Source organism: Flavobacterium sp. LPB0248, from assembly GCF_013388355.1.
GTDB lineage: Bacteria > Bacteroidota > Bacteroidia > Flavobacteriales > Flavobacteriaceae > Flavobacterium.
Genome location: NZ_CP058246.1, coordinates 2732013 through 2758457, shown reverse-complemented (window position 1 = coordinate 2758457; position 26445 = coordinate 2732013). Strand labels below are relative to the sequence as shown.

10 protein-coding genes are annotated in these 26445 nt (G+C 35.1%); 3 read left to right on the top strand and 7 right to left on the bottom strand.

Features of this window, described 5'->3' with window-relative positions; translation table 11 throughout:
• Positions 1-33 precede the first annotated feature (33 nt).
• The 3 genes from LPB248_RS11460 to LPB248_RS11450 are packed head-to-tail and all read left to right on the top strand — an operon-like array spanning position 34 to position 3323.
• Positions 34-876, top strand: a complete 843-nt coding sequence (locus LPB248_RS11460; RefSeq protein WP_177211552.1) for a DUF4349 domain-containing protein — start codon at positions 34-36, stop codon at positions 874-876.
• Positions 877-878: 2 nt separating this feature from the next.
• Positions 879-2516: a S41 family peptidase gene (locus LPB248_RS11455; protein ID WP_177211551.1), complete on the top strand. Its 1638-nt coding sequence runs from the start codon at positions 879-881 to the stop codon at positions 2514-2516.
• 3 nt (positions 2517-2519) lie between these two features.
• The gene (locus LPB248_RS11450) at positions 2520-3323 is read left to right on the top strand and encodes an OmpA family protein (RefSeq protein ID WP_177211550.1); all 804 of its coding nucleotides are present in this window, start codon (positions 2520-2522) and stop codon (positions 3321-3323) included.
• Positions 3324-3400: 77 nt separating this feature from the next.
• Here LPB248_RS11450 and LPB248_RS11445 read toward each other — a convergent pair whose 3' ends face one another.
• The 7 genes from LPB248_RS11445 to LPB248_RS11415 form a co-directional block, all read right to left on the bottom strand.
• On the bottom strand, positions 3401-3847 hold the full coding sequence (locus tag LPB248_RS11445; RefSeq protein WP_177211549.1) for a GNAT family N-acetyltransferase: 447 nt from the start codon (positions 3845-3847) through the stop codon (positions 3401-3403).
• Positions 3848-4009: 162 nt separating this feature from the next.
• Entirely contained in the window at positions 4010-4651 is a 642-nt protein-coding gene (locus tag LPB248_RS11440) for a DUF1579 domain-containing protein (RefSeq protein ID WP_177211548.1), read from the bottom strand.
• A gap of 178 nt (positions 4652-4829) precedes the next feature.
• Positions 4830-5798, bottom strand: coding sequence for a DUF4837 family protein (locus LPB248_RS11435; RefSeq protein WP_177211547.1), 969 nt, complete (start codon positions 5796-5798; stop codon positions 4830-4832).
• 47 nt (positions 5799-5845) lie between these two features.
• Positions 5846-7660: a LysM peptidoglycan-binding domain-containing protein gene (locus tag LPB248_RS11430; RefSeq protein ID WP_177211546.1), complete on the bottom strand. Its 1815-nt coding sequence runs from the start codon at positions 7658-7660 to the stop codon at positions 5846-5848.
• A 110-nt stretch (positions 7661-7770) separates the two neighbouring features.
• On the bottom strand, positions 7771-8958 hold the full coding sequence (locus LPB248_RS11425) for a phosphoglycerate kinase (RefSeq protein ID WP_177211545.1): 1188 nt from the start codon (positions 8956-8958) through the stop codon (positions 7771-7773).
• Positions 8959-9115: 157 nt separating this feature from the next.
• Positions 9116-10096, bottom strand: a complete 981-nt coding sequence (locus LPB248_RS11420) for a type IX secretion system membrane protein PorP/SprF (protein ID WP_255462930.1) — start codon at positions 10094-10096, stop codon at positions 9116-9118.
• A 43-nt stretch (positions 10097-10139) separates the two neighbouring features.
• On the bottom strand, positions 10140-26378 hold the full coding sequence (locus LPB248_RS11415) for a T9SS type B sorting domain-containing protein (protein WP_177211543.1): 16239 nt from the start codon (positions 26376-26378) through the stop codon (positions 10140-10142).
• Positions 26379-26445 lie beyond the last annotated feature (67 nt).

The following is a 26445-nucleotide window of genomic DNA, read 5'->3' as shown; positions in this document are numbered from 1 at the left end:
AAAATCGTAGTTTTAGCTCTAAATTGAAATTTTATGCGTCAACTTTTCTTTTTATTACTTTTTGTTTTTATTCTTTCTAGCTGTAGTAAATCTTCTGCTCCAAATGAAGAAAATATTTCTATTGCAGCGGTAAAACTTCCTCCAAAAGCAGGAGCTAGTTCTGGTGATAAAGATCCTGATCCAGTAGCAGCGCCTCCTGTAAAAGTCAAACAAGAAATTGAACAGAAGATTATAAAGGAAGCGACATTACGATTTGAAACTGATAATCTTGAAAACACTTTCAATCAAATTCAAAAAACAATTTTAAGCAACAAAGCCAGAATTATAAACGATTCAGAAGGAAAAGATTACGGAACTGTCTTTAGAAATCTTACTGTAAAGGTACCAAGCCAGAATTTTGACCGTTTTATAAATGATGTTTCTAAAGGTGTTTCTTATTTTGAAGTCAAAAACATCTCAGCAGAAGACGTCACAGAACAATTTATCGATTTAACTTCACGATTAAAAACCAAGAAAAAACTGGAAGAACGTTATCTTGAAATTTTAAAGAAAGCGAACAAAGTCAGTGAGATTTTAGAAATTGAACAACAGATTTCAACTATTCGAGAAGAAATTGAGGCTAAAGAAGGTCAGTTGAAATATTTAGAAAGCCGTGTTTCTGAAAGCACGATTACAATAGAGTTTTATAAAACTATTGCTGAAAAAGAAGGCATTAAAATATCTTACGGCTCCAAACTTTGGAACGCTGTTAAATCGGGATTCTTTAGTCTATCTGATTTTTTAATTTCGCTAATCAGCGTTTGGCCGTTTGTTATCCTATTTTGTGTATTTGCCTATTTTATAAGAAAAAGATTAAAAAGAAGAAAAAAAGAATAATCATGTATCCGTATTTCAAAAAGAAATTTATTATACCAGTCGCTGCGGCGGGAATGTTGTTTGTTGGAACCAGTTTTAGAGAAGATTTTTTTGAAATTGCCAAACAGATCGAAATTTTTACGACTTTGTTTAAAGCCGTAAATACCAATTATGTCGACGAAACCAATCCTGGTGATTTGATGGATAAAGCCATTAAAAGTATGTTGGGAAGTTTAGATCCGTACACGGTTTATTTTAACGAACAAGATGTTGTCAACTTTAAAATCAATAATACTGGAGAATATACTGGAATCGGCGCCCTGATTTCTAGAAAAAATGACCGCTTAGTTGTTCGTGAACCTTATAAAAATTATCCCGCTGATAAAGCCGGATTAAAAGCTGGTGATGAAATTATCCAAATTGGTGATGTATTGATTGCTGATTTTAAAGACGATGCTTCTCAATTATTGAAGGGAACAAAAAACACTAAAATCAACATCAAATATCTTCGTCAGGGAAAACCAAATACTACTGTTCTGGTTTTGGATGAAGTTGATATTAAATCCGTTCCTTTTTACGGAAAAATTGATGATAAAACAGGATATATTGTTTTGGCGCATTTTAGCAGAAAAGCTTCTGCCGAAGTTAAAGATGCTCTTGAGAAATTAAAAGCCGATGGAGCCAAACAGATTGTTTTAGATTTAAGAGGAAATCCTGGAGGATTATTGAATGAAGCAATTGATATCTGCAATTTGTTTGTTCCAAAAAACGAAGTAATCGTAACAACCAAATCGCGAATTGAAAAACACAACAATACGTATAAAACACAGAAAGAACCTGTTGACACCGAAATTCCATTGGCAATTTTAGTGAACGGAAGAAGTGCTTCGGCTTCTGAAATTGTTTCGGGCGCTTTGCAAGATTTGGATCGTGCCGTTATTTTAGGAAGCAGAAGTTTTGGAAAAGGCTTGGTTCAGCGTTCTGTTGATTTAACTTATGGAACGCAATTGAAAGTAACGATCTCAAGATATTATACGCCTTCTGGAAGATGTATTCAGGCTTTGGATTATGCGCATAAAGATAAAAATGGTGTGGCTCAGAAAACTGATGCTAAAAATTTCAATGCTTTTAAAACCAGAAAAGGAAGAACTGTTTATGATGGTGGAGGAGTTTTACCAGATATTGAATTGGAAGAAACCAAGACGAGTGCCATTGCAACTGCTTTGATTAAAAATGATGGTGTTTTTGATTATGCAACAACGTATTATTACAAAAATCCAGCTTTGGGAGATAAAATTCCGACCATTACAGATGCAGATTATACCGCTTTTAAACAATATTTGAAAACCAATAAAATCACTTTCGATACAGATACTGAAGTGGCTTTGAAAAACACTTTAGCAGCAGCTAAAAAAGAAAAAATTGACGAGACCATTACTGCCGAATATCAGCAATTGTTGAATGCTTTAGAAAAAAGCGAAACTACTTTACTGGACAAAAACCAAAAAGAAATTAAAAACATGATTTTGGAAGAGTTGATTAAAAGATACCAATATCAGGAAGGTTTGTATCAGTATTATTTAAAAAACAATTCAGAAATTAAAAGAGCAGTTAGCGTATTAAATAACCAAACAGAATATAAAACGATTTTAAAAATGTAGTGAATGAAGATAACTTTAGCCCTGACTCTTTTTTCATTTTATACAGTAACGGCACAGCAAAAACCTGTTGAAACTATTTATTTTGAATTTGACAGGTATGATCTGACAGATAAACAAATTACTGTTGTATCAAACTTTATAAAAAACATAGACACAGCAAAAGTTGAGTCTATACAGATTTATGGCTATTGTGATGATCGCGGAAACGATGAGTATAACTTTAGATTGTCTAACAATCGGGCTAATACGATTCAGAATCTATTGGTCGCGAAAGGATTCAAACAGAGTAAAATTGTCATTCTTGAAGGAAAAGGACGTGTTATCGTAAAAGCAGATACGGTAGAAAATCTGTATGAGACACGCCTCCGAAATCGGCGGGTTGATTTAATCGTTGTTAAGAAAAATAGTTTTGGAAAAGGAGTTTATACTTCTTTCAAAGACAATCTAAAAGTTGGTGACAAGGTTTATCTCGAATCTATTTTATTTGATATTGGAAGCGCCAAACTAACCAGCACTTCTAAAAAAGAACTAGATAAAATTGCAGTAACACTTCAAAAACATAGAACTCTCAATTTTGAGATTAGAGGTCATGTCTGTTGCACACCCGAAATTTATAGTGACGGAATTGATAGAGACACAAAAGAAAGGAGACTTTCTTGGAATCGTGCCAAAACGGTTTTTCACTATTTGATGTCTAAAAAAATTTCCAAAAGCCGTATGACTTATGTTGGATGCGGCAATCGATATCCTTTAGGGAAAGGTGATAATTATGATCGGCGAGTGGAGTTTGTGATTACTAAAATTTAGTTTTTTCTAAGCTTCTAAGATGCTGAGTTACTAAGATTCTAAGGTTTTTCCTTATTGTAGCTTTATTGAATTTTCAATTATTCTCTCACCATTTCAATATGCTCAATATCATCTTCTAGATACATTTCGCTGGTTTGAACAAAACCGTGGCTTTCGTAGAATTTCTTCAAGTATAATTGAGCTCCAATGGTAATTTTATCTTTTCCAAAATTAGATTTAATTCCAGCTACGGCTTCCTGCATTAGTTCATGTCCCCATTTTCTATCTCTGTAATTGGCGTCTACAACTACTCTTCCGATAGAAGCATTGTCAAAACTAATTCCAGCATCAAATAAGCGTGAATAAGCCACGATTTTATCTTCAAATTCTCCAATTAAGTGCAAAGCTTTCTTGTCTTTGCCATCAAGGTCTAAATAGACGCAGTTTTGCTCAACGACAAAGATTTCACTTCTTAGTTTGAGTAAATCATATAACTCATGAACAGTTAATGCCTCAAAAGGCTTTATTTTCCATTTTAATTCCATTCTTGCTTACTTTTTGCCGCGAAGGCACGAAGGCGCTAAGTTATATTATTTTTTAATTGCGCTAAAGTTTCTTATAGAAATCAAAAAAGACACAAAGTTATATCTCACAGAAATAAACCTTTGTGCCTTTGCAACTTTGTTTCTTTGAATCTAAATAGAAAATTATTTTTTCGTCATTACGATTTCCATGCTTTTATATTCTGTTCCGTTTTTTGTGTCGAACATTTCCATTTTTCGTGTTTTAGCATCTACAACGGTGTAAACTTCTCTGTACTTTGTATTTTTTGCTGTTACTGGATCGGCCATTTCGCCGTCAAATTCTATACTCTTAGTACTTTCGTTATACTTTCCTCTACCAACCATCATTCCTGTTCCCATATTATCAATAAATGTGGAAATGTATTCTTTACTCGCATTATTATAGCCCACTGTGCCTTTGCCTTCAAATGGCTGCCCCATCATAGTTCCTTTATACGTTGCTTCTTGAAAGCGTCCGCCTAAAATCATTTTAATTTCCGCCACAGAAGTTTCTTTTTCAGGTTTTGCATTAGCATCAGACCAAAACGTCATATCACAATTCCAAGTTCCAACTTCATCAGCCAGCATTTTATGCGGATTACTAGGAGTTGCATATTCTTGCCAAGCCTTCATTTGTGCTGCAGAATCTAATGGCGCTTCGGTAACAGGTTCTTCAGTTTTAACAGAATCTGTTGCTACTGAGGTTGTAGTTTCCTCTTTCACTTCTTTTTTACAAGAAATAAAACACAAGGTTATTATTGCTAAGGTTGCGGTTAATCTTTTCATAACTATTTGTTTTTATGTTTGTTATGAATAAAAGTACGAAATTTTTTGTTTCAAGTTTGAAGTTTGAGGTTTCATGTTGATAAACTAGACAAATTAAACCGCAAAGCTCACAAAGTTTTTGCGCAAAGGACGCTATTAATCTTTGAGAACTATTGAATACGTAATAAAACCTGAAACTCTATCTTTTGTCAATTTTAACTGTTTTTATAATGGCTTCAAGTTCTAACATTAGATCACGTTCTTGATGCGAAGGCGAATAACAGAAACCTTCTATAACCAAAACACGATTGAAGGTTTCATCTAATATGGCATAATTGATAAAAGGCCCCGACATAAAATCGTTTTTCAATTCCCACGTTCCTTTTGTTTCGAAAGCCGTTTTATTATCTAAAGTTATTTTTGAGAAATAAGGAGCGTAAGCTTCGCTGGTAATCATTTGCGTATTGGGTTCACGTCCTTGAATATATTTACCTATTGAATCACGCATTTTGACAATGGCATTTACAACGTCTTTTTTCTTCTTGAAATTAGATAGTGGAATCTGGTAAATTAATAAACTGGTGTTACCGCTTATGATTTCTTTTTTAAGCCAGATGAATTTCTTTTTATGCAACATATATTCATATCCTGATGGAATCTGAATATTAATATGGAATTTGTTTTTAATAATTGCCTTATTTAACAACGAAGTGCTGTTATCTTCCTGAATTTTTTCAATTTCGGCGTCGTGAATTATTTTTATGATCTGCGCTGAATTCAATTCGAGACTGCAGATAATATCGTCTACCGATTTTCCGTAAATACGAAAAGTATTGTGGGGCAATGTTTTGCTCCGAATGATTTCGAATTTATCCGTTGTGGCTTTTTTTACCACAATAATGCTTCGGCTGTCTGTAACAAAGCCTTCTAGCAATCTGGCGGGATATTGATTTATGGTAAAAAGTGGCTCTTCTTGGGTAAGTCCAAGAACCGGAGAGGCAAATTTATTTCTGATGCTATCACCTACTTCTCCATACCATAGCTGATCGTCAATAATGACCGAGATGGTGTTGGTTTTTCCAGAAACTGGTTCGCTCTGTTTTTCGCTTTTAAAACAAGAAGTCAGGAAAAATGGAACTAATAGCAATAAAAAATGGGTTTTATTCATTTTTTTAATTTATGAAATAAAACCCAAATTTAATAAGAATATTCTATTTATCCGTTTATTTTAAGTTTCATTCCCGGTTTAATATCTTCATCTTTAATACCATTCCATTTTTTAATATCTGAAATTGTTACTCCAGGATATTTTTTAGAAATGCTGTATAAAGAATCTCCTTTTTTAACGTAATAATCTTCACTTACATTTTTAGAAGGTGCTTTTTTCTTGAATGAATCAACCGAGTTTGATGCAATTGCTGTTGAAACAGGCTCTTCTATAACTATTGCTGCTTTAGAAATAATCAGTGTTTTTCCTAAACCAATGTTATTTGAAGTTAAATTATTAAGTTCTTTTAACTCCGCAATAGTCGTACCGAATTTCTTTGCAATACTGCCTAAATTATCTCCAGCTACTACAACATAGTCCATATCTACCGCTGTTGACTTATTTTTTTCATCAGCAGAAGCGATTGCTTCTTCTTTTCTGTCTATGATAGGAGTAGTTTTAACTGGAACTTCTTCTTCAGATTTAATCTTTAGACTTCTTCCAATAGCGACAGCATTTGTTTTCAGATTATTCCATTTTTTCAACTCGCTAATGCTAACATTATATTTAGATGCAATTGCGCCTAAATTATCTCCTTTTCGAACTTTATAAAATTCAAAATCACCGCTTTCAACCGCTGCAGGTTTTGCAACCGCAGGTTTCGCTTTTGGAGCATATTTTACCGCTAATCTAGATGATGTTGCTCTAAACTCTGTATCATGCTTTACGTAAGCATAAATCTGATCTTCGTTTGAAACAAATGTTGCTACTTTATCTTTTGGAAGACGGATAAAATGCTGTTCTCCTTGGTAAAAAGGCACAACTCCCATTTTATACGATGGATTTAAAAGCTGAATTTGAGATTGTGGCATATCTAATAAATCGGCAATCTGTTTGAAAGACATTTGATTTTTGACTGCTATCGTATCGGTTTCAAAGTTTTTAACTACAGCTCTTTCTGGATTGATTCCGTGTTCTTTGTGATATTCAAAAAGGTACATTGTTGCTAAGAAAGCTGGCACGTAACCTTGAGTTTCTTTTGGAAGATAATTACGAATGTCCCAGTATTTTGTTTTTCCGCCAGAACGACGAATTGCTTTGGTAACATTTCCTGGACCTGAATTGTAAGAAGCTAGAACCAGTTCCCAGTCGCCAAAAATATTGAACATTTTGGTCATGTATTCTGATGCTGCAGCTGTAGCTTTAAGGGGATCACTTCTTTCGTCGATATAAGAATCGATTTTTAAAGCGTATTGTTTTCCGGTTCCGTACATAAACTGCCAAAGTCCCGTAGCGCCCATTTTAGAAACTGCTTTAGGATTTAAAGCAGATTCTACAACGGCTAAATATTTTATTTCCAAAGGAACGTTTTGTTTGGCAAAAGCATCCTCGAAGATTGGGAAATAATATTCTGATAAAGCCATTAATCGAGAAAACGATTTTTTACGATTCTTAAGAAATGACTTTATTATATTTTCTAAACCTTGATTGTATTGTATCTCAAAAGGTGATTTCTGATTCATCGCCGCCAAACGCTGTTTTAGCAGTTCGGTTGGGAGTTCTTCATCGACAGTAACATCTTTATTGATGGTTTGAATGTCTTTGGTCAGATCATCATAAATATCGAGACTTACTAATTCGTTCATCCAAAGACTATCTACTTTTGTAGCAAGATCGTTCTTTTTGAATGTGCTTTTAATAGAATCTAAATATGAAAGTTTAACCTCTGGCTTCAGTTCTACATCTGCCTTTGCCGTTTCCTGTGCACAGACAGCAAGCGAAAAGAAAGCCGAAACCACTAACGATAATTTCTTTACAATCATATAACATTTTTTTAAAATTCTGTAATTCAAATAATTACAAGAGTTGTATTTTTGCAAATCTAAGCCCTTTATCGAAGAAAAGTGTTTAAAAAAATGTTAATTGTGATTTTTTAGTCTAAAATCGCAGCGATTCCAGGTAAAATTCTTCCTTCTAACATTTCTAGCATAGCCCCGCCACCAGTGGAAACGTAGCTCATTTTATCTTCAAATCCGAACTGTTTTACTGCTGCAACAGAATCTCCACCACCAACTAATGAAAATGCTCCATTTGCTGTAGCTTCTGCGATATAATCTCCTAATGCGATTGTTCCTTTACAGAACGTTTCCATTTCAAAAACTCCTAATGGACCATTCCAAAGAATTGTTTTTGACTCTAAAATAACCTTTTTGAAGTTTTCTAAAGATTTTGGACCTGCATCTAAACCTTGCCATCCGTCAGGAATTGCAGTTACATCTACAACCTTCGTGTTTGCATTGTTTGAGAAATCGTCTGCAGCAATAACATCAACAGGAATATGAACCTGAACATTTTTTTCTTTTGCTAATCTCAAAATTTCAAGAGCTAAATCTAGTTTGTCATCTTCGCAGATAGACTCTCCAATTTTTCCGCCTTGAGCTTTAATGAAAGTAAAAGTCATTCCTCCTCCAATAATCATGTGATCTACTTTATCTAGGATATTTTCGATAACGGTGATTTTAGAAGAAACTTTAGAACCTCCAAGAACAGCAGTTACAGGTTTTTCACTGTTTTTAAGAACTTTATTTAAACTGTCAATTTCTTTTGCCAATAATGTTCCGAAACATTTATCGTTTGGAAAAAACTGTGCAATAATTGTAGTCGATGCGTGCGCTCTGTGAGCTGTACCAAATGCATCGTTTACATAAATATCTCCAAGAGAAGCTAATTCTTTAGCGAAAGCTACATCTCCAGCTTCTTCTTCAGCATGAAAACGTAAATTTTCTAATAAAAGAACTTCACCTGGTTTTAAATCTTTTGCGGCAGTCTGAGCTGGTTCTCCAACGCAGTTTTCAGCAAATTTTACTTGAACTCCTAAAATATCAGAAGCTGTTTTTAGAATATGTTTTAGAGAGTATTTCTCTTCTGCTCCTTTTGGTCTTCCAAGGTGTGACATTAAAATCACGCTTCCGCCTTGTGCTAAAATAGTATCGATTGTTGGTTTTGCAGCCTCAATACGTGTCGTATCTGTTACATTAAAATTTTCATCCAATGGCACGTTGAAGTCAACACGGATAATTGCTTTTTTATTTTTAAAATCGAAATCGTTTAAAGTTTTCATCTGCTAATTTTTTTAATTTTTTGAAAGAATAACAAATATAGAACTTTTACAGTAGTCTAAATTTCAAAAAAGCAAAAATAATCGAACAATAAAAACGAAAACGTTGTAATTTATGAAAATAAACAAATTTATTCTCAAAAATGATAAAATTACTTGTTTAATCTCGAACGGGACTTTGTGTACAAGGACAGTTACTGATAGATTGCAAGAAATCGAATCCGATTGTGATAGAATGCGTTCCTGAATTGTAGCTTCCAAGACCATTAAACATCAATTGATAAGAGTATGCAAAATAGAATTTAGATTTCATAAAACCAGCCATTGGTCCCATTGCCAAAGGTTTTGGGAACTGGTCGTTTAAGAAACGATATGAAACTCCAATCCAATAATAATCTTCGTAACGATTATAACGTCTGTACTTAAAGTTAAAATCGGTTGTAGAACGCTGGTCACTTGCAAAGTATTGTAAGAAAACTGATGGTTCGTATTCGATTCGTCTGTTTTCTCCATCTTTAAAAGTAAATCCAGAATATACCTGAAAATTTGATAAAAGATCTGGTTCATTTACTCTTTCAAGACTAATATTCTTTTTTAATACGTTATTGGCATTGAAACTTAAATAAAACCCTCTATTACGATACAAAGCACTAATATCAAAGTTATTATTAGCACTATAGCGATTGTCTGTTGGCTGTTGTCCACCAACTGGCGGATTTCCGTTACTACCGTCATTAAAATTTCCAGTCTCAATACGGAAACTATTAAAGTTGTAAGAGATACCAAAAGATAAATACTGTTCTGTACGATAATCTAAAATCAAGTGGTGCGCAAAAGAAACTTTTGCTCCAGTTTGCCTTGTATTACCGTTGCTATCATTATAGAATGAAATACCTACTCCCGAACGATCTAAAAGACGAAAATCTGCATACAATGATTGGTTGTCTGGCGCATCTTTAATTCCGACCCACTGTGTCAAACCGTTGGCTCTAATACGGAGATTATCTCCAATACCAGCATACGCAGGAGAAAGAATAAAAGGGTTATCAGCTAAATACTGGGTAAACACTGGTAGGTTTAACTCTTGGCTGTAACTTGTAGTTACAGCCATGAGTACTAAGGATAAAATAAACTTTTTCATTGTATTAATTTTTTTAGACAACATCATTGGGGCTATAATTTTGTTATCTGTATAATGTGAAATGTCCAACAAATTCTCTTGGATCTTTCGGATCATTTAATTTAAGAACATACCAGTAATCTCCTGTAGGCAGTTCGCTTCCATGATATCTTCCATCCCATTTTCCATTTACACGGTATTTCGCTACTACTCTACCATATCTATCATAAATATCGAATGTCAATTCTTTGTAAGCTAATGCACCACAACCAGGTCCAATATTGTCTCCATCACCGTCACCATTAGGTGTAAAGTAGTTAGGCATACAGAAGTCATAGAAAATTCCTTCTACATCTATCGTAGCTTCACAACCATTTTTGTCTCTAACAACTACTTTATAAATACCTGTTTTATAAATTCTATAGCTATTAGATGATGTAAATGGTTCCCCATTGAAACTGTATTCATAAGGAGCAACTCCACCAGAAGCTTTTACAACAATAGTGTTGATGTCTTTGCTTTGGTTTGTAACATCTATTACGCCTAATTCTGCAACTGCCTCTACAGTAAACACTGGAGTACGCACTTCACATCCGTTAGTATGTCTTGCAACGATGGTGTGATCACCAGCAGCAACATTAGTAAAGATTTCACTTGGCTGATAAACACCGCTATTATCTAATGAATAATCTACATCTGTAGGATTATTAGATTTATCAATAGTAACGATTACCATGTTTGCCTGTTTGTTGTCCACACAGTCGTATTGAACTTCTGCAGTTGGGTTAAGAATAACGGCTTTATCCATCGTTACTTCTAACATTGTCAAACAACTAGCGTCTTTAATGTAAACATTGTGAATACCGCCTTTTAATGCGCTAAATGTATGTTGAGTACCATTTACTGCTACATAAGTTCCGTTCTCGTTATCTAGGCTTACAGTGTAAGGAGGTGTTCCGCCAGAAATTTCAATACTGAATTCTCCATCTTTATCACCGTCACAAATTTCCTGTACAATTGGACCAAGAACTTTTGCTTCTAATAACTTTGGTTCTTTGATCTCATGCTCAAGGATTCTGAAACAAGAATTTTCGTCTTGTACTAAAATCGTATACTTACCTGGAGCTAAACGATCAAATACTGATTTGTCATCGAATAAACCTAAATTAGGTGAAATAGCATATTTAATAACACCTGTACCACCTGTTGCAGTAACTGTAATTTTTCCATCATTTGCAGCGAAACATGTTGCATCAACTGCACTAGAAGTAACTGCAAGTCCTTCATTAGGTTCGGTAATTACAATTGCAGCCGAATCATATTGACAATCTCCACTATCTACACGTACTACATAAGTTCCTTGAGGAAGCAGATCAAAATATCCTTCAGATTGTGCTGGTCTTAATTGATTACCATTGCCATCAAATAAAGTATATACATAATTTGTTAAACCTCCGCTTGCTACTGCATCTATCGCAGCAGTTGAATCTCCTTTACAGTAAACAACAGCATTGCTTAAGTCTACATCTAAAGTTAAAGGTTCTAACTGGTCTATAGTTACGTTGTTAGAGATAGATGAAATACATCCGTTAGTATCTCTTACAAAGTACTGATGATCTCCAACTGAAACTGGGAACGTTGCTGGCAATGTACCTAATACAGTTGTAAAGTTTTTATCAGCACTATACTCGTAAGTTCCTGTTCCTCCAACAGCTGTTAATGTTAACGTTGCATCAGTTTTACAAGTAATTCCTGTAGCCATTTCTAACGTTGGAACAATTTCTGTTGGTTCATTGATTGTAACCTCTACAGTAGTTCCTTCGCAATTAAGCGGGTCTACAATAGTTACTGAATATCTTCCTGCTCCTAATCCTGTAAAGATTGGTGAATCTTGAGACGCAGTAGAGATAACTGGAGTAGCTGATAACATATTTAAGATGTACGCATAGTTACTTCCTTGACCTCCTGTTACACCAGAAACTGTAATTATTCCATCAGTAGCTCCATAGCAAGACAACATTGTTGCGGTTGCTGTAGCGGTTGCTGTAATAGGCTGCGGGTTATCTAATTTTACAGTAGTTATTGCCTCACATCCTCCAAGATCTTTTACTTTTAATGTATAAGTTCCCGCTGGTAAATCTGTAAATTCAAATACATCAGAGTATAATGAATTTACTGGTCCAGTCAATTCATATTGGTAAAATCCTGGCCATCCTCCATCTGCAGAGATTACAATTCTTCCGTCATTTCCTGGTATACAAGAAATTGGGTTGTGTGTCTCAAAAATCTCAAGTGCTTTTACTGGCTGCAGAATTGTAAAACTTGTCTCAACCTCACAATATGGTGGGCCAACAAGAACCGCTTTTACATTATAATTTCCAGCTTTTAATCCGCTTACAGTTACTTTTCCTGTTGCATCACTACTTCCTCCTGTAACTGGGTTTCCTAAATTATCTGTAATAGTATAATTAAATTGGCCTGCATCATCAGTTGGCACTTTTAAATTATCTACTAGAACTAAATCTACACTTCCATCAAAAACTCCATAACATGTGATGTTGCTATAGTTTTCTACATTTAAATCAAATGTATTTGGATCGTTAACAAAATGATCTTTCTTAATAATACATCCAGTTAATGGATTTCTTACCGAGATTACATATTGTCCTATTGCTAAACCTGTAAATGAACCATTTGTACTTGTTTGATTATATACAGTTCCTTTTACTCCTGTAACTGTATACTCTAAAGGTGTTATTGTACTACCATCAAATGCTTTTACGCTAACTACTATGCTTTCGTTTACTGCACAAGTTATTGGCGTAATTGCCACATCAATTCTATCCATTGCAACGAATGGGAATACTTCACTTTCTAGAGATGTACCCATACATCCTTTATTGTCAAATACATTTACAGTATATTTTCCTCCAGAGTAATCCGTTTCAGTGTATACGTTAGAAGGTCCCTCATAAACGATATCTGTTCCGTTTTTAATAAACTGGAAGTATGTATATGTACCTGATCCACCTAAAATCTTGCTCATATCTACAGTAACTGTAGCGTAGTTAGACGTGTTATCAGCTGTACATTTATATTGACTTACCACTGGTGGTTCAACCGTAATAAGATCTGGTTCAGTTACTCTAAACGGTAACGGTGTTTTACAACCTCTTCTAGAAATAGCAGTTACTGTATAATCTCCCGGTTTAAGATTGATGAAAGAACCACTCTCTTGTGCTGGCAGATTAACATCTGGCACTGGACTTCCTTTTGTTGTACCTTTTAATTGGTACATGATAGGATTGTCGTTATCTGTTCCAGCTGTAATTGAAGCTGTAATCGTTCCGTTTGTGTTACCAAAACAAGTTACTCCTGTTCCTGTTACTTTAAATCCAGAAACTGGTAATGCTGGGTTTATTGTAAAATCTACTTTGTCTTTACATCCCGTAGCTGTATCTACTACTTCGATAAAGTGATATCCAGACGAAATTTTATCAAATTTATAAGTAGCACCTGTTTGTGGGAAACCGTTGTTATCTAATGTATAAACATAGTTTGTACTAGACGAACCTCCTGTTGCCCAAACTGTAATTTCTCCGTCATTTTCGTCACAGCTTGGTAATATTTCGTATTTGTAATTTAATACTAATGGTTCTCCAATGATTACCGGTGTTGGCGCTGTAACTTTACAACCATTAGCATCCATTACAGTTATAGTATAAGTACCAGCATTATCTACTATAAAAATTTCGCTGTCTTGGAAATCAATACCGTTTAAACTGTATTTAAATGGTCCGACACCTGAAGCTACTCTTACCGTAAATGTATATTTACCTGTAAGGTCATCTTTACATTGGCTGTAAGGATCAATCGTAATACCTCCTGGCAGCGGTGCTGTTGAAATATTCTGAACTTTTGTAAGAGAACAATTGTTCAAATCTTTCACATAAACATCCCACGCAAGTTTTGTTCCGTTATTAGTATCTACTTCAAGTACATTACTGTCTCCATAAACTGGAATAGATGTATCACCTGACTCTAATACTGCATATTTGTAACCTGGCGTTCCTGTACCGTTCGTAACTGTTACTGTTATTAATGACGTTTTCTTATTACAGTTAATGTCTGTAGCAACTGCTGTGAAATCAAGAGGATTTGCTGGCTGATTAATCAAGAAATCAGTCACTGCATCTGTACAACCAGAGATCTTATCTGTTACTGTGAACGTATAAGTTCCCGATCCTAAACCTGAATATGTAACAACATCTCCAACTTGAACTGGCACTATCGCTAACGGATTTGGACTTAAGTTATAATCGTATTGTCCTGCTGTTATATAGTCGCTAATTTCAAATGTAATAGCTCCTGTACTATCTCCGTTACAGAAAACATCGTTCGATGATTGTTCCGTTACACTGATTTCTGATGCTTTCTTAATTTCAATAGAACCTGTTGCATAACAATGAGAAGCATCGTCTGTTACTTTAAATTCATATACATTACCCGCTACTAATTTAGGGAACACTCCTGTATGATTAGACACTACAAAAGCAGCTGGACTTGTAATTTCATAAGTATAAGCTGTTCCTGCTGGTGGTCCAGTAACACTTGTAACCGTTACTGTTGTTTCACCTAGAGGGGTATTGCAATAGATAGGTGTTGCATCTAGAGTAATTTCTTTTGGCGGGTTGTAAGAGTTTACAATCGCGTCTCCAAAAACTCTACATCCGTTTTTATCTACTACAACATATTTAATTGTTTTTGCAGTATTAACCGTGATACTAATATCCTTGTCTGAAAACGTTTTTCCATTATCAAAACTATAGCTGTACGGTGCTGTACCAAATGTAGCATCAAGTCTTACTACAGCATCAACGGTATCATTAGTAGTACTACATCCAAATGGAGTTACAACAGGAGTTACCAATAATTGAGCTGGCTCATCTATAATAATATCGTGAGTAACAACACATTCTTTTACATCTTTTACATAAACATGGTACGTTCCAGGAGCTAAGCCAATATATTCGCTTTTCAAAGGATCATAATTTATTCCACCATCAATACTATACTGATATGGTTCACGACCGCCGCTTGGTGTAATGGCAAAACTTCCGTTGTTATCTCCAAAACAGCTAATATCTTTTTTAGTGAATGTAAACTCAGGAGTTGTTTTGTCAGAAACAATTACTTCTTTAGAAACTGCCACGCAACCCGCTGCATCTTCTACTCTAAATGTATAAGTTCCTGCAACATTTGTTGTAAACGGTACAGAAGGAACATCATTAAATGTAATACCGTCTGTAGAATATTGAATAGTTTTATAAGGTAATGTATATGCTCCTTGAGTTGCTACTAGATCGATCACAGCGTCTCCTGCAGCACCTGGTTTACAAGTGATATCATCTTGTAAAGTTGCTGTTAACAATAATTCTTGGTTTAATGTGTACTCAAACTTCGTAACTGAAGTACAACCATTACCATCCATTATTGAGAATTCATATTTCCCTGGAGCGTCTAATCTGAAAGTATTATCATAAGTCCAACCGTTTCCTATGTTATATCTAGGTGCGCCAGTTCCAGTCGCTACAGTTCCAGAAAGGGTAACTGTTATTGGGTCACCTGTATAACATACATTACTAACACTATCAATAGTAGGGTTTGGATCTACTACAATTGGGATTGGAATTTCTGCAGTACAATTATTAACGTCTTGAACGTAAGCTATCCAAGTTTTTGATGGATCTAAAACGCTGCTTGCGTTAGCACCAAACACTGGAGTCGCTCCATCAGCTGCAAATGCATATTTGTATCCAGTACCAATAGTACCACCTTCACCTTTTACAGTAACTTTTGCGCCAAATCTACAATTAGCATGTGTATTGCTTACTATAGAAATTGCAATTGGGTCTGCTGGCTGATCTACATCTGCTTCTGCTGAAGCCGTACAACCAGTTACTGAATCTAAAATATCTATTGTATATTTTCCTACAGAAAGTCCTGTTACAGTAATTACATCGTAACCTAAGTAATTAACTTTTGTCGCCGTACCTGTTGAAGGTCCGCTTATATTGTAGTTATATGTGCCTTTAAAGTTTGCAATCGTAAATGCAACCGTACCATTAGATTGTGCTGGTGTTTCATTACAATCTACGTTTTTCACGTTTGCACCAGAAGCTGTAATATTTACGACACGGTCCACTGTGTGATCCCCTTCAATTGAACATCCGTTGCTGTCTGTTGCTTTGAATCTGTATGTATCTGGATCAAGACCTGTGAAAATTCCTGATGTCGCACCAGTAGTGTTTCCTATCGCAGATGCAGGAGAAACAATTTCATAAGTGTAACCTGGATAACCGCCACTTGCGACAACCGTTACATCTGATTTTGTAGCTATACAAGTAACATCAGTTCCTGTAATTGCTAATGCATTAAGTTTTTTGTATGCATCTACATCTACTGTACCGTTGAATACACATAAGTTTTTATCCTGAACAGAATAACTAATTGTTTTTACACCTGTAAAATTACTATCAACACTTAATGTATTATTGTCATCATAAGTCGTAGCTGTACCGAACTTATACTTGTAACCCCCTGTGCCTGTACCAGCCGTAACATTAATTGTTACAATTGCTTTACGAACAGCATTATTTGCTGGATCACAGTTGAAAGGTGCAACTGAAGCAGTTGCCTTTAAAGCTTTAGGCTCTGTAATTACAATATTATTTTCTTGTAATTGACATGAAGTACCATCTTGCACTGTAACCGTATAATTTGTTCCTGCTGCTAAATCTCTAAATTCACTTTCATCTTGAGGCCCCCAAGTATTTGTACCATCTGTCAATGTGAATTTAAAAGGTCCCACTCCGCCAGTAACATTAACTGTAATTGAACCGTTACCACTGTTTTCACAAGTTAAGTTAGTCTCAATTGTATCGAATGTGATTGCAGGAATTGCATCTATTTTCAACGTCTCTGTTACAAAACAAGATGGAGTTGCAGGGTTTCCTGTATCTGTAAGTCTAAAGATATAATTACCTGATACAGTAGCTTCGAAAATATTTCCTGTAGAAAATGTTACTGGTAAATATAAACCACCACCATTTGTAGAGTATTCAAGAACATAAGAAGATCCTTCTCCACCCGAAGCTGTAAGTTCTATCTGAGCATTTGGTGTCGGAGTACAATCTAAACCTTTTTTCTTCTCCACTTTTAGTTTCAATTGCGGATATACCACAAAACGTTTAGTGTCTGTACAGCCATTACCATCTTTTATTGTTAAATTGTAATTTCCGGCCGCATTGAACTCGAAATCTGGATTTGTACTGAAAGCACTTCCGTTAACACTATATGTTGGTCCATCAACAATTGATGGATCAGTTGTACCTGTTACTGTAATTGTAAATGGCGTAGCTCCGTCATAACAAAACGGTGCAGGCAAAGTAACAACAGGATCTGCATCTTTAGTTAAAACAACATCAAAGTCTGCGATACATCCATAAGCATCTAATGCATATACAGTATAACTTCCTGCATTTGCAAAGAAAGTGCTATTAGTAACCCAACGCGTATCTTTTGGATCTGTAGGTGCTGCATCTGTTTCTAATAACAGCATGTATTTGAAATATGCTGGTCCTGTAGCTGGGAGAACTGGAACGAAAGGAGTTCCGCCAACTGCATTAGCTGTAATTATTCCTGATAAATTTTTACAATTAGCGTCTTTAGCAACAGAAGCAGTAACTGTCAATAATTCCGTTGATTCTTTGATATTAAAATTCACAGAAGGAACTCCACAGCCACTATTTCCACCTGAAGTTTCTGTTATTAAAACATAATACGTTCCTACTGGTAGTGGTACTGACGATGCAGGGTTTACTGTAACTGTTGCACCAGCTGGAATTGTTGCTGTTCCAGCAGTACCCATTAAAATATTCGTAAATGCACTAAAAATTTCATATTTAACATCTACAGAAGTAGCATAAGGACTTGTAATATCAAAACTTACATTTCCATTATTTGCTCCCTTACATGTAATGTTTTGTGGAGTAAAACTTTCTATTGCTAATGTTGACGTACTTGGAATAGGGTCTTTTGACGTTTGGAAATAATAGCATTCTGTACTTTCATCGTAAATGATAAAAGTATATGTTTTACCTGGCGTAAGACCTGTAAATTCTGCTACTTTACTTCCTGGGAACGTTTCATCTATCCATCCATTTGCTTTGTTTGTGATTACATCTGGATCTGTTGGATCTGTTGGATTAGCTGGTTTAATCCATGTTTGAGGAGTTCCATTGTAAATATTAAAATGAAAAGCTCCAGTTCCAGCAAAAGCACCTAAAATTTCAACTGTAGCTTTACCTCCATTAGTACAATCTGCAGTTGTAGAAACTTTAATTCCTAATTCAGTTACTGGTGCTGCAATTAAAACATCATCAATAATAAAAGGCGCGCAACCTTTACTATCTTCAACCCTAATCTGGTATAAGCCGAAATCTACAATTTCAAAACGTGCACTACCATTTTGATTGTCAATTCTTTTGTAATAATTATTAATACCAGTTACAATATAACTATAATTTGGTGTTCCACCAGTCACCTGCTGAATAGTGATACTACCTTGGGTAATTCCTTTACCAGTACATTTAAGTGGTTCAGTAGTATAAACAACCTTAATTGGATCTGGTTCTTTTATTTGTGCAGATGCTGTAACTGTACAATCATTAAAATCTTTTAAGGTTACTACATAATAACCTGCAGGTAATCCTGTAGTTTGTGTACCAAAATCATTAACGAACATAGTATGGGCAGCATCTTGATATTGTTTAACATTAATATCAAATGGACCTACTCCTTGAGTATTATCATAAACTATAGTAAGCGCACCTGTAGTAGCTCCATTACATAAAATATTTACTGGAGTTACAGATGTAATTACTGGAGTTGTTGGCGTTTTAATAATTACAGCATTTGGTATCGTTGCAGAACAACCATTTGCATCAGTTACTGTAAATAAATAATTTCCTTGTGTTGTAGTCTCAAATACTCCTGGACTTGTAAAAGTTCCGGTAGTTGGATTACTTGTATATGTATATCCAGGTTTTCCTCCACCAGGAATTAATGTAATTATAGCCGCTTCGCTACCAACAGTACAAGTAATGTTCTTGTCTATTTTAGCGCTTAAAGTTACTTTATCATAAACATGTATTGGAGCAGTTGTAGTTGCAATACAACCATTTCCGTCTCTTACAGTTATAGTATAATCTTTAGCAACTGTTACGATAAATTTATTATCTGTTTTAAAATTTGTACCATCAATGCTATACTCTAAAGTTCCTACTCCAGAGCCGTTTGCTGTTATGGTGTAATCGCCATCTCCTAAACATTGTCCAACAGCCGAAGCAGTAACTGTAGGAGCATCATCTACTTTAACAGTCACATCAATTTTAAATGTACATCCGTTTGCGTCTTTTACCCAAACATCCCAATCTGGAGTTGGAGTTACACCAAGATCTGCTATGTTACTTGCTTGATATTTTGTTGAAGGATCAGTTCCATCTTGTACAAAAGCATAACTATAAGTTCCAGTTCCTCCATCTGCAGTCACTGTAATTTTAGACGTTGTAGATTTACAGTTCGCATTTTTTTGGTCTATTACAGCAGTCAATGCCTTAACTGGTTCTGTAATTGTTAATTGTGCATCATCTTTACATCCAGTTTCTTCATCAGTAACAACGATGTCATAGACTCCATCAGCCAAATTAGGTATCGTAATCGTTGATCCTGAAACGTTTAAAGTCTCTACACCATTAATACTATATTTATAAGTTGTATTAAAGCCAGTAACATTTAATACAATTACTCCGCTATTATCATCTTTACAATACACTTGTTTAGAGATAGAAGCATTAAGATCTATATTTACAACTGGTTTAACTTCGTAAGTGCCAATAGCAAAACATCCGTTATCGTCGGTAACTTTAAATTTATAAATTCCTACTGGTAAATCTTTAAATTGTCCTGAAGTTGCTCCAGTAACATTTCCTGTCTCAGAAGCAGGTTCAATAATAGCATAAGTCACAGGATCTACACCTGTTAAAGCAACTTTTGTAACTGTAACTATACTCTTAGCACTTGTTGATGGCTCACAAAGAATAGGAGTTCCTTTAATTTCAAGAATTTTAGGAGCATTTAATGCTTTTAAAACTCCGTTACCTGATACAGAACATCCGTTTGCATCGGTTACTGTATAAGTATAAGACTGATCTGTTCCTGCAGTATTATCATTTAAGGTTAATACGTTAGCTCCAGGAGATGCGCTTAAACCTCCTCCATTAAAACTATATCTATATGGTGCAGTTCCTCCAGAAGTAACATTCAAAGTAACAGTTCCTTTTACTTTATCACTGTTTGCATCACAAGAAAATGGCACTACATCAACTGAAACAATTAGTTTTTCAGGTGCTGTTAAAGTAATCGAACCACTGCCTTTACATCCTTTTCCGTCAATTACTTCATAAGGATAAGTTCCTTCTGGTAAATTAGAATAATATGCATCATCACTAAATCCTAGATTATTAAAATTAAATTTATAGCCACTTCCAGATCCACCTGTTGCCTGTAATTCTACAGCACCATCACTATAACCATCACACTTAGGATTAGCAAAAGATTTCACAGATACTACAGGGTTTGTTATTGATAAAACTGTAGCATTAACTTTTACATTACATCCGTTAGCATCTGTAATATCAAATTCATAAATATCCGCATTAGCTGCTGTTACAGACAGTACGATTGGTCCTGCTGCAATTGTGTTTACACCTCCAGCTACTGCTGTTCCTTTTTTAATGGTATAATTATAAGATCCTTTACCACCTATAATGTCAACTGTAATTTGTGCATCTGGTGTAGTAGGGCTACAATCTAATCCTTTAGTAACAGATGCTAAAGCTGTTAATGGTTCGCTCACCACTATGCTTGTTGGAGCAGTTGCTCTACAACCATTTTTATCTTCTACAGTTACTGTATAAATACCTGCTGGAACATTAAACGTATTTCCAGATTTAAAAGTTTTTCCATCTATGCTGTATTTCAAAGGAGCTAATCCGTTACCAGTAGCTGTAATAGTAAAAATATTACCTGTACCTGTAGGTCCACACTGACTATCTAGAACAGCTGTCACCGTTGGTGTTTCTTCGCTTTCTATATCAACTGTAAAGTTTCCTGGACAACCATTTGCGTCTTTTACATAAACAGTCCATTTTACATTTGTACCTAAATTAGTATCAACCGTTAGAACGTCATTAGTTCCAAAAACTGTTGGTGCAGGATCAGTACTTTTTACTACTGCATATTCATAATTTTTAGTTCCGCCAACAACTGTTACCGTAATATCCGATTTCCCGTTTTTACAAGTAATTTTTGTTGCTGTTGCACTTACATTTAATGCAGCCACTGGCTGAGTTAAATTAACAGTATATTGAGCCTGACAATTTGTAGTTTTATCCGTAACAGTGATAGTATAATTACTGCTTGGCAAATTATTTAAATCAATAGTCAAATTTGTTGTATCAGTATTACTTCCTACCGAAACATTTGCACTATTTACAATGTTATAAGCAAATCTAGTTGTTCCCGAAACAACAAATTGCACAGAACCTTTATCACCAAAACATTTTACAGAAGATTCTACAGTACCTGTTACCTTAATTGCAGGAATACCAGATACGGTGTGATCCACAGTTTGGCTACATCCGTTTTTATCTGTTGCCTGAAAAGTATATAATCCTGGGCTAAGACTTGCAAATATACCGTCAGTATTTTCAGCAGAAACTGTTGGGCTTATTATTTTATATTTTATTGGACTAACTCCACCTTGCGCTTTTATGGTAACAGTTGCTGTATTAGCAGGACAGCTTAATCCGCTATCAGAGACAATATCGACAATCGTAATTGGATTTTTAGCGGCAATCGTAATTTTTAATGGACCTATTTCACAACCATTTGCATCTTTGATATAAGCTGTTACATCTCCTGCATTAGAAGTACTAAAAGTATTTTTACCAGAATAACTTGTATTGTTATTAAAACTGTACTGATAAGTTGCATTATTACCACCGGTTGCAGTAACAGTAACAACTGCGTCAACTGTTTGATTTCCGTTACATCCTATCTCAGTTGCTTTAATATCACCTTTTAATTCTGTTGGTTGTGATAATGTAAATGTTTTTACATCAGAGACACAACCGTTATCATCTCTAACTTGGTAGCTGTACGTAATATCGGCACTTAATCCTGTGTAAGTTGCATTTGTTTTAAACCCACCATTATTAAAATTATATTCATAACCGCTTCCTGATCCTAAAGAACCTGATAATACAACAGATCCTGTTGCAGCACCAAAACATTTAGGGTCTTTTGGATCTGCTGCTGCTACTGGTTTTGTAGGTGCTTTAATTTCTGCCTGTGCGGTAGTTTTACAAACAAACTTTTGCGAATCTGAAATTTCAAAAGTATAAGTACCTGGTACTGTTGCGGTAAAAGTAAATGTATCAGAAGTTGGATAATTGAATGTTCCTGTTCCAGGACCAGAAAGAAGCGTTACACCAAATGGTGATTTTCCTCCTTCAATTTTACCTGTTATAACCGCAGAAGCTGTTGCTGGCGGTGCCACACACTTTAGTGTTTGTGTTACCGAAGCCAAAACAATAAGTTCTTTTTCAATTACAATTGCATCTGTATCGTCTGTACAACCATTTCCATCTGTTACCGTGATTACATAAGAACCTGGCACTAAATCTTTGAAAGTATTAGAATCTACAGCTGGTGCTCCATTTAAACTATAAGTAAAAGGAGCTGTGCCACCTTTAACAGTAACAACAATAGTCGCTTTGTCAGTAGGATTATAACAAAGGTTTGAAGTTGTTGCTAAAACTGCCTCAATCGGATCTGGCGTGTTAACAGTAACTATAACATCGACATTATTTTGACAGCCATTTTTGTCATATGCTTTTACTTTATATGTCCCTTTAGGTACATCAACAAAATCTGAAGTCATCGCTACTACATCAGAAACAGGCTGCCTTGGTTTTACAACTGCATCTGTGGCGGCATCTAGAAGTTCAAACTCGTAAGCTGGAGTTCCTCCTGTTGCTTTAACTGTAATTGTAGCCCCAATTTTACATGTTGCTGGTTTAGTAATAGTTGCTGTTACGCCTAAAACATCTGGTGCTTTAATAGCTTGAGAAAATGGCCACTTACAGCTTTCTGCTTTATCCTCATAACGTACGAGAATATCATAAATTTTACTTTCTAGATTCTTAATAGTAACGCTTCCTGTAGATGCAGCGGGTACTGGTTTTACTGTTGACCAGTTTTGACCTCCATCAATAGAATACTGGAATCCTTTTGCAGGATCAAAATTTACTGCATTAATAGTAAGTTCTCCATTTTTATCTCCATAACAAAGCACATCTTTTACTCCTGTTATAGAAGCGTTGAATCTTTTTGATGGATCAATAGTAATGTCATAATCTTTTACAGTTCCACAAGCTCTTGGTATTTGGCGAACCCAGATATCATCCATTACCAAGTCATTTCCTCCATATTCAGTACTTCCTGAACGGATCTTGAAAGTTAATTTTTTATTATTTCCTGGATTTAATGCTAATGATTTTAGTAACCAATTGTTCCTCTCTGAACCATTTTTATCCTCAGCAATTTTTCCTGTTTTATCAGTTGCAACGACATTTCCATTCTCATCTACCAATTCAAAGATAAGAATTGGTGAATCTCCATCTTGGCCTTTTTTAAGTAAGTTACCTACATATAGGTCAATTAAAACGGGTTGATCAGGAATTACGTCAACAATCTCTTTACTATACAAAACACCATAATCTCCCGCTGCTTTTCCGATATTGATCAATAAAAATCGTCCATTTTTATCTGCACCACTAGTAGTATGATCTTTAAAATGGAACCATGCTCCTTTACCAGTATAAGTATTACCAGAATAATCATCGCCTCTCCAAAAGTCGCTTGCAACAGAATATTGGTTATCTTCTACAGAACGTGTCCCTGTACCATTTAAAGAACAAGTGTATGGCGGGTCAACTCTTTGGTCATTAAAGCAATATGTACCTGCAATACCAGGAGTCGTAGTTGGTGCTCCACTACCGAATCCTTCAATCAATAAATTGCTATACGTTTTTACGCTCGTTACAGTATATTCTACTGTAATGGTGTGGGGACCTTGAGGTACGTTTAAGAATACATTTGACGGCGTATTTGGATTAAGGAAACCATCAATGTAATATTTGTAACTGTATTTTGAATCTGGTACTCCACCATTTACTTGAACCGTACTAGTAGCCGAACCATCACAATTGAATACAGGATCCAAAATTTTAATTTCTGGAGCAGCTGGCTTTGCATCAAGATAAATGTCTTTCATATCGTAAGTACATCCCGCCGCATCCATTATGCTAAATGTATATGGACCACCTGGCTTTATATACATTTCATTTGAATCCTGCCATGGCGAATCCATAAATTTATATTTATACGGATTTGCACCCGCAAAAGGAATCCCTCCTTGTGGGTTCACAATACGAGCAAGACCTTTCTCTTCTTCTCCAACAGGACCACAACCTGATAAAGCAGCAATACCTGCAGAAGCAGACAATGGATTGGCTGCTCCAACTGTAATCATAATTGGTGGATCAACACAATAAGAATTGTTACTTCCGCTTGTTGTAGAATTCTTATATTCTACAACAACATAATAAATCCCAGCATCTAAATTAGAGAATGTTGGTGTGGTTACAAAACTATTACTAGCACCATTTTTGATACTATATTTTATATCTGTAAATCCATTAGGATTTGTTACGTTAACTGTAATGCTTCCTTTTAAACCAGTACAATTTCCATCTACTTTATCAACTTTGTAAATTGGTTTTACAACAGAACCTATTGTAATGGTTTTATCAGCAGTACATCCATTGGCATCTTCTACTCGAACTACATAAGTTCCTGCTTTTGCTACAGTAATTTCGTTATCAACATTCGCAACATTTACAAATCCTGCATCATCAATATTTACAGAATAACGTAATGGTGCTTTTCCTCCAGTCGCCGATCCCGTAATTGTACCAGCGGTACAAGCTGTTAAATTTTTTGTTCTACTTGATGTATTCTTTAAAACATTTGGGCTAGCTACAATAACTTGATTTGTTTTTGTATCCTTCATACAATTTGGCGCGCCCACAATTGTAGTTTCTACCGTATAAGTTCCAGATGCTAAATCTTTAAAAGTATATTCTGGAGTAGATATAGATGGAGTTGTAATATTTGTAGGCCCACTAATTTTGTATATGTATTTTAAATTTACATCGGTATTAAATACTCTAATACTTCCTAATTCACCACTACATCTAGGTGAATTTATTTGGGTTGAAACTACAAAATCTGTATTCTTGATTACAATATTTGGTACTTTAAAATCACAAGAACCCGATACTCCTTTTAATCGAATAAATACATTATAACTTCCAGGTGATGTAACTGTAAAAATATTACTTTCCTGCCATACAGATGGTGGAGAAGTACTTGTCGTTAATCCGTACTCATAACCGCCACCAAAACCATTAACGGTAATTTTTCCATCAAGCGTACAACCTGTACCATATTTAATAATATCATTTTTAGCAATCGCACCTGGGTCAAGCGTATTCTGATATACGTTAAAATAAAAAGTATTTGGTACTCCCGCATTGTCAATAATTCGAACCCTAAATTGTCCCGCTTCATTTGCCACATAATCAACTGCAGTTCCAACAGTTGTCCAACATGAAGCGGCTGCCGTTTCATTTGCACAATTGGTGTTCAAAACATTTAAACAAGAACCTCCTGCTTTAAATTTTTCCCAAACAATTAATCGCGGATTTTCTAATCCTGTTTCAATTTTTCTAGTTTCGTTACTTCCGCAAAGGAATAATTTTGGAAGCTCTTTACCATCATTGGGACAGATAGAAACTGTACCTAAAAAAGGAGATTGCGCATACTTAATTGCTGGATTGACCATTGCATAAGCAGGTTTACCAACTTCATTTGGCGAGTTACTCTCAAGACCAAATTGACCATTAAACTGATTATTTGCTTTTAAGAATAAAGACTCATTCGAGCTTGAATTAAGCTTTGAATTATATGCAACCCAATTTTGCGCGTGGGAGGCAAAATTGAATAGCAGAGCTAAAACAAAAATCAGCGTTCTTAAAGTAGTAGGTTTTTTCATAATCATTTTTTGTTACTTCTGTTTATCCTCTAAGGGGCATTAGTGAATAAAAAAATTTGTATTTGAT